The following is an 11,669-nucleotide window of genomic DNA, read 5'->3' on the forward strand; positions in this document are numbered from 1 at the left end:
TTCAGTGCTTTTAGTGAATTTAAAAGGCTTAATCATCATCAAGATAGTTAACTTGGTATTTAATTCTTTTGCTATGTTTACCGCTGATATTTTTTTCTCCCAGCAGTGAAAAACCAATTGTAAATTCGCCTTCGCCATATTTATTTAAAGTAATGATTTTTTGTTTAGGCTGCAGGTTTTCAATCCTGACACCCGGGGTAAGATACACGACCCCATTGGTTTTGATCTGCAATTTCACCTGTTTATTGGCTTTGCCTTCAACGGTGATAAGTACACCCTCTTCAGGATAAACCTTCAGCCTGCTGCCGTTATAAAGATAGAGGTCTTGCAATAGGGCATTTTTTACGCCGACTATCTCTAGTGAAAAAACCGAAGGTGCATAAATAAACACTAATAAAAATAAAAATTTGTTCATTGCTTGGTAACCAGGTTAAAAAAGGCAACTATCAAGTTGCCTGAATAATGATTAAGTTTATGCTTAACTTGTAACTTTAGTCACCGTTGTATCAGCGATAGCATCATAATTTACTGCAATGGTAATAATTTCACTAACATCAGCATCGGTCACTTTAGCTGTATCTAGGCCAACATTAAAAGTCAGAGCTTTCGATGTACCTGTATCGCCAAAAGCTATTGTTGAACCGGTCGTATCACCATCCAAAGTAGCCAAGTCACCATCACTTGTAACTGAGTAAGTAAATGTTTCATCAGCTTCACCAACGACGGTAGCAATAACCGCTTCAGTTGAAATAACTGAGTCAGTGTAAACATCGCCAAAGTCGATTGTTGCTGTATCTACCGTGACAGAAATTGGTGTTACATAATGAGCAACAACCTTTAAGGTATCGCTTACTTGCCCATCTAAGGTCGCAGAATCATTCGCAGCCATTGCTGTTGAAGAGATGGCTAGTATTGATGTTGCTAATAATAATTTTTTCATTTTTATCTCACTTGTATTGCTTTGATGATGAATAAACTGCCTTTTTATCAAAGGCAGCCTATTCGGGGATGTCGTTGTAGGCCACCAGTACCGTAATTGTCGCAGACAAATCGCTGCTCATATCACGGGTACTAAGGTCTACATAAAATTCATGGGCTTGGTCAGCCCCGTTTGCTGTTGCTACATAAGTCATGGTATTTGTTGTATAGCCGGTGTTGGCCGTGCGCGACACTTGTAAAACATTACTGTTGTCGTCATTACTTATTTCGACGGTATAGTCATAGCCACTCTCGGCATTTACCGTAAAATCAACCACTACACTGTCTACTTCGCTATCACGGTACACATCGCCAAAATCAATACTTGTAACAGCAAGCGAGAGCGATATTTTTTTAACCGCCTCACCATTGATATAAAAAGACCCTTCTTCAGCGGCCAAGTAGCTTGAAAAAAGTAATAATATTACAGCGAGTTTACGCACTTTTAGCGCAGTTAAAGAACAAAGCTAAATGCTTTAGAAAAATCAATTTTGTCATTGGCAAAAACAATTTCTACATAATCAGTATCTGTCTTCATCGCTATCGATTGATTGAGCTTAACCAGCTGCTCGCGATAGAAACCTTTTTTAAAGTTTTCTTCTTTAATCAATGCGTTATTTTGGTAAAACTTAACAGCAATATTAAGAGGATAAGAATAATTCCCCTCATTTTTAAGCTCACCTTGTAATTGATAACCTTCATCGGCTTTTACCATCCGTAAATTTTCAAAATCCATAGCACTTTTAAGTTCACCTTTTCTGGCATAGTAGGGGATCCCTATGTTCATCAACATGGTAACTTGACCAGAATTTTTTCTTGGTGGCAGCTCTTTAAATACCAGTAGCGCAACATATTCTCCATCAGCTAAGTCTTTTTTTATTCTGGGCGCTATCCTTACTTGGATCTGACCTTTAGGTGGTATCAATACTATTTTGGGATAAGCGACCAATTGATCGCCCAAGTAATACTTGGCTTTAGCCCATGGCGGTTTTTCAAAGTCGACCCTAACTCGAACAGGCTTGTTGCTCTGATTGACCAGGGTAGTGTCTTGCGTGACCGGTTGGTCCAGATCTACCCCAAAACTTGTTTGGGTGACCGTAAAGGCACTAAAGCTGCTAATGGAATAAGTGCAAAGTAATAGTGCAATAACACCTTGTAAGTAATTTTTCATATCAATCAAATAATTCCTGCTAGATTTTTATCTTTAACGAATTTTACAAAATTCAGGCAAAAAAAATGGCCTTCATAAAGAAGACCATAGGTAAAAAAATAGCTCAGGAAACAAAAAGTGTTAATTCACTCTTGGCAACTGGCTACCATTTTACAGGCCCTTTAGCTTTGCGTCCCTAGGTTTCCCTAGGTTTGCGATTTATTTACTTTCTAAACAGTACAACGAGATTAGATAACCGCCATAAAAAGCGTTTATCTGATAATGACTTATGTTACTTCTCTGTACTGATCGATAATTAAGCTTTGCTATATTATTTATTAGCCTTACCGTATCACAAATATGGTGTATGTTAAAACTAGCTACTTATGATGAATATTCAGACAGTTTAAAACTTGTATTGTACAAGCTCAGTTTATAGTGTCGTTATCGAACCGCTAGTGCTTGTAAACTCATAAAGTAGGCAAGAGAAAGGATTAACACAAAAGTGTCACATCAGAAAATAAGCGCTCATTTTGAACACATTTTAAACAATAAAAAATGTCAGGTTGGAGAAGTTAATGTCGGAGAAATAGACTAGTGGCTGGGTAATTAAGCTGATTTTTTGTAAAAATTTCTGTTACTTAATTCATGGGAAAATTAGGATAAAAAATAATTTTTAATGAGAGGGTGGTGGAGTCTGTAGAACAAGCAGGTTTTCTCTCCCAATTTAGCCACATGAAAATGCAAGGCTATTTGTTCTCACCTATTAAACATTTTGCCTATGTATAATGCAACGATAGAAAGGATTATGAATGAGTTGGTCTTAATAACACCACAGAAAAAAAATAGCAGCCTTGAGGTAAACGCGTTACTAATTGAGGGGTTACTTAGGGATGGTGGTTTTATCAGAAGAGATAGTACCAATCATTTAATGACCTTAGAAGCTTGCATTACCATAATAAAAATACTGGTGGATGAAATTAATTTACAGTACAAAAGTGATAGTGAGATTAATGTTTTTATTGAATTAACAAACGAAGAAAAAGATTTTTTAAGCTCAATTTTTTAAGCTCAATTTTCTAAACCACAAAAAAACCGCATAAATGCGGTTTTTTTATTTGTACACTGCTGATCAACTTATGTGTCAGTAAAAGCAACCACTCTATTTTAGTTTACCACTAAGGGTGAGAGCGTAACTTCAAGGTTGATGTCTCTGCATCATAAATCAGCACGCGTTGGTAAGCAGGCAATAAGTAACTTTCAGCGCTGCCATCCGCTATAACCTCTGACCAAAGCTCTACTTGAGCCGCGTTATATTTACTATAAGTAATACCTAAGGTTGGATCAAAACGATAGAAATAACTGTTGTTACCGCTATCTGTGGTGCTGTTAAAGGTTTGCACATTAGCATTGCCTTGAAGTAGGCCGTTGTCAGTGTAGATAGTGCCATCAAAACTTGCCCATTCGCTGGTGCTATTAGCGCTATAAATCGTCTCACCGTTATCACTCATAGCAAAGCTCGATAAGTTAGTAAAGGCTGCATTGATGTAGGCTGGCTCATTTATCACTGATATCGTTTCATTGGCATAAGCGTTATAACTTAGCGCAAAGCGTTCAAGTGAGGTGCTTGCTTGCTTGTAGGCCATAAATATATCTGCACTATTGGCGTGAGCAATGGTTGAAACGAAATAGGCATTGTTTTGAAGCCAATATTGGCGCGTTAAATTTAGGTCGGCGTACTCCAGTGTTTGTGTGATAACAAGGGGTATTCCAGCGATTATCTTTATCATCAGAGGGCGGTATTCTATGGTGATCTTGTCACTATTTATTTGACTAAACTGATAACTGTTTAAGTCAAATTGATAATGATTAATCCGAGTTTGTTCAAGCTCGTTTTCATCTAAATAAGTTTCGCTATTTGATGCTAACAACATTGAACCGTCAGGGTGGATCACTAAGTTGGTTAAATCGACATCGACTAATGGTGACCTTGTGGTGTTAATTAACGCGCCAGAAATAACATGATAAGTATTAATTTTATCGCCTTGAGCAATATAAACGTAAGGTCGCATCGGATCTAGCACCAGGCCTGAGGTATTGAAGCTAATATTACTGATATCAAGGTCATTGGCATCATTGACGCCTTTATTGAAGGTGACGTTAATGCGGCCCAATAATGCGGTGTCAGCGGTAGTTGGTGATAAGGTTATTACCGCACTATGAACGCCGTCACTGGCTATGTTGGCGGGTGTGCCTGTGATGGTCAGTGTGTTGTTGGTGCTGTCAGTTGATAAAGATAACCAGCTAACGTCAGTACTGGCTTGCCAAGCGATATTAGTTTCGCTGTTGGTTAAAATATCAAGGGTATGTACTAGTGTTTGCTCGGTGGCTAAACTATTAAAAGCCAGTGACGGGTAGTTACTACTTAACCTTATGGCATCAATAGCCAGGTCAACCGTAATCACTTTTGTGGTGCCACTAGCGGGGTCGTATATCGAGATACTGGCGGTCATTAAGCCCCAACCAGTAATTAAACTAGCATCAATATCAATTAATATTCTCTCGCCATTGTCATCACTCTCCGGTGTTAGTATCAGCCAAGGTGCACTGGCCGTTGCTTGCCAATTTGCAGAAATATTTGACAGTGTCAGTGTTTGTTGTGCTATAGCGCTGTTGCCAAAAGTGGTATTAAAGGCGAGTGTTTCAACCGAGCTTGAAATTTGGCTTAAAGTGATGACATCTATGCTGTCAGCACTGCTTGATGTTAAAACTGCACGGTTATCACCATTGGCAATTAACATTTTGGCGGGTTGATTTGCACCTAGCTCAATAGTGTTAGCAAGGGTTTGTTGCTCGTTATAAACATCGATTTTAAAACCAACTTCTGAGTCAAATCTAACATAGTGAGGGCGATCATTAGTACTATGCGCAAGCGCTAAATTAGTCATGGCTGCATTGCTATTTAACACGCCATTGTCGATAAAGGTTGTACCATCAAAACTTATCCATTCACTTGTTGGGCTAATCGCGTAAATGTTTTGCTCATCAGCGGTAACATAGAAATCGTTAATTTGCTCGTTTTCACCTAATAGTTCAGGTCGATAACTGTGGCTTATTTCTGTGGTGATGGGGTTGCGGCCAAAATCATTCACTTTGACATTTAAGCGCTTTATCGACATTAAATCATCGTTGGTGCTTACGTCTAAGGCGAATAGAGTTTGATTTTTTTTGGCAACATTAAAGGCTCGGGAAAAAAAGGCGTTAGGGCCGTCAAAGCCAACACGCATTAGGTTTTCGTCGGCAAATTCTAAAATGGTGGTTGCCACAAAATAGCGACCATTAAGGCGAATAAATTTTATTGGTTCGTTGGTAATATCAACATCAGTTAACTCAACAACGCTCATATCACTGAGGTTGATTTGATATCTATGTATGCTGGTTTCACTGGTGTTTTCATCAATGACGGTAGTTTCGAGCGCTTTTGCTAACATCATGCTAGCGTCAGGATGAATAATTAGCTGTTCTAGTAAAGTATCTGCTGGCGCTATAACGGTTGTGGATAATAATTTATTAGTATAAAGGTGATAGCTGCGTAGCTCATTGCTGGTGGCAACATAATACTGTGGCAGTAAAGGATTAGTTACTACACCATCAGCATTAGCGACAATATTGAGTGAGTTATTTTCACTGAGTAAGTCAGATTTATAAAAACTCACTTGAATAGTTTCTGCCGTCGCTGTGGTTTGTTCATTGCCACTTAGGGTGATCTCGGCGATCGTGGTTGCGTTATTCGCTAAGGCTGTGCTGTCGGCAACCAGTGTTAATTCATTAGTGTCGGCGTTAGGCGTTAGGGTTAACCACGCCGCTTCGGTTGTTGCTTGCCAGCCCCAAGGCAAAATACTATTTGAATTAATGTTAAGCGTAGTTTGGCTGTTACTAATATTAGCGGTTTTTGCTAGGGCAACGGTTGCTCTGTCTGCAAATAAATGAATATTGTCTAAGCTCAATTCAACAGGATACTCTGTTGTGCCTAGCGGGCTGGTGATATCTATGGTCGCAGGATAAAAGCCTGCGGTACTAAAGTGACTAACATCAGGGGTGGCGGTAATGGTTGTTACACCATCAATAAAACTTTTTTCAAGGCTGAGCCAAGGCACTGAACTGGCTAAGGTTAAATTATCTGCGCTTGAGCTCAGTGCAATGTTTTTCGAGGCAATGGCGTCAACACCGTAAGTATCATCGTAGGTAAGGGCCTGCCAAATCAGTAATGAAACATTAATATCGGCATGGACTAAGTTTGTTGTTGCCGTATCGCCACTGGATAATCTTAGGGTGGTACCGTAAAGGTTCGCTGCGATTCTATCAGCGTTAACCACATCAATATAAATAGTGGCAGAGGTGTCGGTTAGATTAGCAATGCGATAATTTAACCAAGCTACAGGCGCTGCGGTAGGGGCGAAGCCGAGCAATAAGCCATCACCATCAAAGGTAACATCAAGGGCAATGGTATGGTTTTGTGCTTGTAAAAATTCATGGGTAAATGCGACCGATGAAACTGATGCGCTAATGTTGAATGTTGGTGTTGTATCATTTGAACCACCACATGCTTGTAAAAATAGTAAGCTAAATAAAATAACCAATATTAAACGCATGTTTTTAATTTGTCCCTTCATACATGTCCTTATTTTTATTAATCGCTAGCACTTAGCTGTTATTTTTGACTGAATGTCGCTCAATGTTGGCTAATTCATTATGTAAATTGCTGTAGGTTTATTTTACTTTATTTTGCGTGATTATTAACGCGATGTAAAACTTATTAATATAATGTAAATTTAATTGGCGTTAGGTAAGGTTAGTCATCATTGATGATTTTTACTTTTTACTGACTTAACTCGGGCATAAGTTCTATTGTTTATCTGTTTATTTTCAGTGAAATATTTGCCAATAAAAAATTGGATTACATCATTCCCTTTAAATACAGCCACTGCTCAGCGGTCTCACAGAAAAAACTCAGGTAAAAATTCAGCGAAAGAGTTAGCGCAAAAAAATCAGTTTTTTAGCGTATAATTTTGCTGAAACAAGGCTATTTTTAAACTAGTTCATTACAGAGTATTGTCTAAGTAAAGCTTGTTTTGGTAAGTGTTTTGGTGCTTTTTTTAACTGTAAGTAGCTTAAAGCTAAGGTTAGTGCGATATGAAGGTGACTTGGCAGGAAAGGTGTTAATGGTCAATTTGTAGATAAATCACCAAGTAATGATTAAATAGATTGGTATCTTCAAGCAGAGCTTGCGTATAATAAGCACATTGGTGCGTCCCTAATAACAGATCAAAAAGATAAAGCCAAAAGAGTGCGCTTTATGCAACAAGGTGGTTTCTCAGCAGATTAAACCATGACACTATTAAACGCTTAAACAGATATATTCTTCGAAAATTAGGAAATTTAAATGATTGAAACTAGTGCCCAATTGCGTCAGGCATTTTTAGACTTTTATGCATCTAAGCAGCATCAAATTATTGCGAGTAGCTCGCTTGTTCCTGGTAACGATGCGACTTTATTATTCACTAATGCTGGCATGGTGCCATTTAAAGATGTATTTCTTGGCGATGATATTCGCAGTTATACCCGAGCCACGTCAGCCCAACGCTGTGTTCGTGCCGGTGGTAAGCATAATGATCTAGAAAATGTCGGTTACACCGCACGCCATCATACTTTTTTTGAAATGATGGGTAACTTTAGCTTTGGTGATTACTTCAAAGAAGAAGCGATAAATTATTCTTGGGAATTTTTAACCTCAGTATTAGGATTACCAAAAGAAAAATTGCTAGTAACTGTTTATGAAAGTGATGTTGAAGCATACGACTATTGGTTAACGGTTATTGGTGTGCCAGCAGAGAAAATTATTCGTATTGGTGATAAATCAGTTGATAAACCCTATGAGTCTGACAATTTTTGGTCAATGGGTGATACCGGCCCATGTGGCCCTTGTTCAGAAATTTTTTATGATCACGGAGAAGATATTTTTGGTGGTCCTCCAGGTTCTGCAGATGAAGATGGCGATCGCTTTATCGAAATTTGGAATTTAGTTTTCATGCAATACAACCGTCAAGCCGACGGTACTATGGATAACTTGCCTAAGCCGTCAATAGATACTGGTATGGGTTTAGAGCGTATTTCAGCGATAATGCAAGGTGTGCATAGCAATTATGAAATCGATATTTTCCAAGGCTTAATTCGTGATACCGCTACCTTACTTGAATGTAATGATTTAGCACATAAATCACTACGTGTGATTGCCGATCATATTCGTTCATGTAGTTTCTTAATCACTGATGGTGTTATGCCGTCAAATGAAGGCCGTGGCTATGTATTACGTCGTATAATTCGTCGCGCTATACGCCATGGTCACAAGTTAGAAGCTAAGTCATTTTTCTTCCATAAAATAGTCGCCTCACTTGCTGAGCAAATGGGCGAAGCTTATCCTGAGCTTGTACAGCAACAGGCCATTATTGAGAAGGTTTTACTCAGAGAAGAAGAGCAGTTCGGTCGAACGTTAGACCGAGGCATGGCGCTGTTAGAAGATACGTTATCAGCACTTAAAGGTGACACTATCGCTGGCGATGACGTTTTTAAACTCTATGACACTTATGGTTTCCCTGCTGATTTAACCGCTGATATTGCCCGAGAACGAAACTTAAATATTGATCTTGACGGCTTTGATATCGCTATGGCTCAACAACGTGTTCGCGCGCAAAAAGCTAGCCAGTTTGGCACAGACTACAACGACACCCTTAAGTCAGAACATCGTACTGATTTTAAAGGTTATACCCGCCATGAAATGTCTTCTACTGTGGTTGAACTCTTTAACAATGAAGCCTCAGTTGCAAAATTAAGTGCCGGTGAAACCGGTATTGTAGTGCTTGATAAAACCCCTTTTTATGCTGAGTCAGGTGGACAGGTTGGTGATAGCGGCATATTACAGTTTGATGGTGGTATATTTGAAGTGTCTGATACCTTTAAATTAGGTCATGCCTTTGCGCACAAAGGTATTGCCCGTGACACTATTGGTTTAAATAGTCGTGTTAACGCGCAAATTAATAGCGAACGTCGTGCCGCTATTGTTAAAAACCACACTGCTACCCATATATTACACGCCAGTCTTCGCAAAGTATTAGGCGATCACGTTACGCAAAAAGGCTCATTATGTGATGCAGAAAAACTCCGTTTTGATTTTTCTCATTTTGAAGGCGTCACACGCGATGAGTTAAATACTGTTGAACGTATGGTGAATGAGCAAATTCGTGGCAATTTAGCGCGCGAAACCAATTTAATGCAAATTGACCAAGCGAAAGAAAAAGGCGCGATGGCCTTATTTGGCGAAAAATACGACGATGAAGTGCGAGTGGTCACCTTAGGTGGCTTTTCTACTGAACTTTGTGGTGGTGTGCATGTTGACCGAACCGGTGATATCGGCTTATTTAAAATTGTCTCTGAATCAGGCATTGCTGCCGGTGTGCGTCGAATAGAAGCGGTAACAGGTGAGGCCGCATTAAACTACTTTTCCGCCCAAGAACAAACGCTAAGTACTATTGCCGCCTTGGTTAAAACTGACCCAGTGAATGTGGCCAGTAAAGTTGAGCAAGTGATATTACGCAACAAAGAACTTGAAAAAGAATTAGCACAATTTAAACAAAAACTTGCCAGTCAAGCCGGTGCTGATTTAGTCAGCCAAGCTATTGACGTTAATGGCGTGAAAACCCTTGTGGCTAATTTAGCAGGTGTTGAGGCTAAATCATTGCGTGGCATGGTTGATGACCTGAAAAATAAAATGGGCTCAGGCATTATTTTACTAGCCACAACCAGTGACGATAAAGTGAGCTTAATTGCTGGTGTCACTAAAGATCTTGTTGGCCAAGTAAAATCTGGCGAACTCGTTAATATTGCCGCGCAAGAAGTCGGTGGTAAAGGTGGCGGACGTCCTGATATGGCCCAAGCCGGAGGTAGCCAACCAGAAAATATTGAAGCAGCCTTAAAAGCAGCACAAAGCTGGTTAAAGGATAAGTTGAGCTAATATTCAGGTAGTAAGTAAATAAATTAATTTAAGGGGCTTTTAGCCCCTTTTTTTTATCTATAGAATGTACCTTGTCTGGCGAGTGGATTGCCGTTCTTAGCCATTCATGGCTCCACAGCTGCACAAGAGCGCATAAATAGCATGTACGTTATATTTAGAGGGCATAGTAGTTCCTAGCCATCCAATGGCTCTATGGCATTAATATATCCTAGTATGTCGATGCTCAGGAGCTTGTGTGACAGGAACATCAATAAGATCCATTGCAAAATTTTTCTCCACTGAACTAACTTAATGCACTTGGTGTAAGTATAAATACATCAAATTATTATTTGAAGATAAATAATAATTTACAATCAGCTCGAATTTTTTATCCGCCTTCAAGGTCTTTTGTTAACAGGGTGTGACTATCATGTTGTTATTCATATATTTTTGATGAAAAATTACAAAAACTTACTTATAAAGTGTTTATTGTTTCATGAAGGTTGTTAATATGAGCAGTAATTGCTGCAATTGCATTCTGCGATTGTTCTGCAAGTTTTTTGTTAAATATTGAAAATTCGATATGGTGAATAGAATCGTCAATGTTTGATAAGTATTCTAGATGCTTATTGTGAACATTAGTGCACTTTTGCAAATAGTAGACTAAATTTAATTTGTTACTAGCTTATATATATTTAGTGGATCTCGTTTTTAAACATAAAGGAAATTAAGATGTTAATATTAACTCGCCGAGTTGGTGAAACGTTGATGATCGGAGACGATGTCACAGTGACAGTGTTGGGTGTTAAAGGTAACCAAGTACGTATTGGTGTTAACGCCCCAAAGGAAGTCTCGGTTCATCGCGAAGAAATATATATGAGAATACAATCTGAAAAAGGTGAGGGTGAAGCCTCAGGTAATGAAATCTAATTACTTTCTCATAATTAAAGCCGACATCAGTCGGCTTTTTTGATCTAGCAATAAAATTAGGTAGACCATTTCAGCGTGTTTTTCGTTAGTTAACGTTTGAAAAGTGACCGGGTTGTTTGAATTGTCACCAAACAGTCAGTAAATAGGAATAAAAGCGGGAAAAAGTTTGACTTATTTTTATAATCCCTTATGATTCGCCCCATTGGAGAGGTGGCCGAGTGGCCGAAGGCGCTCCCCTGCTAAGGGAGTATCTGGTTTGTAGCCGGATCGAGGGTTCGAATCCCTCCCTCTCCGCCAATTTTTTAGATTGGCATCGTAGGAACAACGATAGTTAATTAGTTCACTGCGGGTATATATAGTATTTACTAGGTTGTCTACCTAAGGGAATATTGTTTAGCTCGTTATCTCTTGAACCAGAGATATAAATAACAGGTTTGATTTGAGGACGCGTAGCTCAGCTGGATAGAGTACCTGGCTACGAACCAGGCGGTCGCAGGTTCGACTCCTGCCGCGTCCGCCACTTTTCTTTAAGTGGCTAAATAATAAAGACTAGCAAATATTAAC

The 11,669-nt window shown here is 39.1% G+C and carries 8 protein-coding genes, 2 tRNA genes and 1 riboswitch; of the genes, 5 read left to right on the top strand and 5 right to left on the bottom strand.

Annotation, left to right across the window (positions count from 1 at the left end; genetic code table 11):
- Positions 1-28: 28 nt before the first annotated feature.
- The 4 genes from H4J41_RS02235 to H4J41_RS02250 form a co-directional block, all read right to left on the bottom strand.
- Entirely contained in the window at positions 29-415 is a 387-nt protein-coding gene (locus H4J41_RS02235; protein ID WP_182135059.1) for a hypothetical protein, read from the bottom strand.
- A gap of 63 nt (positions 416-478) precedes the next feature.
- On the bottom strand, positions 479-940 hold the full coding sequence (locus tag H4J41_RS02240; RefSeq protein WP_182135057.1) for a hypothetical protein: 462 nt from the start codon (positions 938-940) through the stop codon (positions 479-481).
- A 58-nt stretch (positions 941-998) separates the two neighbouring features.
- Positions 999-1,421 carry a hypothetical protein gene (locus H4J41_RS02245; RefSeq protein ID WP_182135056.1) on the bottom strand — a complete coding sequence of 141 codons (423 nt, stop codon included), beginning with the start codon at positions 1,419-1,421 and terminating at the stop codon, positions 999-1,001.
- Between the two features lie 11 nt (positions 1,422-1,432).
- Entirely contained in the window at positions 1,433-2,149 is a 717-nt protein-coding gene (locus H4J41_RS02250; RefSeq protein ID WP_182135054.1) for a molecular chaperone, read from the bottom strand.
- A 130-nt stretch (positions 2,150-2,279) separates the two neighbouring features.
- A riboswitch (cyclic di-GMP riboswitch) is annotated at positions 2,280-2,355 on the bottom strand.
- A gap of 581 nt (positions 2,356-2,936) precedes the next feature.
- Here H4J41_RS02250 and H4J41_RS02255 point away from each other — a divergent pair.
- Complete coding sequence (locus H4J41_RS02255) at positions 2,937-3,197, top strand: hypothetical protein (RefSeq protein WP_182135052.1); 261 nt, start codon at positions 2,937-2,939, stop codon at positions 3,195-3,197.
- A 109-nt stretch (positions 3,198-3,306) separates the two neighbouring features.
- Here the strand turns inward: H4J41_RS02255 and H4J41_RS02260 are convergent, their stop codons facing one another.
- Complete coding sequence (locus H4J41_RS02260; RefSeq protein ID WP_182135050.1) at positions 3,307-6,801, bottom strand: hypothetical protein; 3,495 nt, start codon at positions 6,799-6,801, stop codon at positions 3,307-3,309.
- Between the two features lie 770 nt (positions 6,802-7,571).
- Here H4J41_RS02260 and alaS point away from each other — a divergent pair.
- The 4 genes from alaS to H4J41_RS02280 all read left to right on the top strand — a co-directional run bounded on the left by alaS (position 7,572) and on the right by H4J41_RS02280 (position 11,625).
- Entirely contained in the window at positions 7,572-10,196 is a 2,625-nt protein-coding gene (gene alaS, locus H4J41_RS02265) for an alanine--tRNA ligase (protein WP_182135048.1), read from the top strand.
- Positions 10,197-10,907: 711 nt separating this feature from the next.
- Complete coding sequence (gene csrA, locus H4J41_RS02270) at positions 10,908-11,105, top strand: carbon storage regulator CsrA (RefSeq protein ID WP_085304221.1); 198 nt, start codon at positions 10,908-10,910, stop codon at positions 11,103-11,105.
- Positions 11,106-11,309: 204 nt separating this feature from the next.
- Positions 11,310-11,402: transfer RNA gene (locus tag H4J41_RS02275), tRNA-Ser, on the top strand.
- Positions 11,403-11,548: 146 nt separating this feature from the next.
- A tRNA-Arg gene (locus H4J41_RS02280) sits at positions 11,549-11,625 on the top strand.
- The last annotated feature ends 44 nt before the right edge of the window (positions 11,626-11,669 follow it).

The organism is Colwellia sp. MB3u-45, assembly GCF_014077005.1.
GTDB lineage: Bacteria > Pseudomonadota > Gammaproteobacteria > Enterobacterales > Alteromonadaceae > Cognaticolwellia.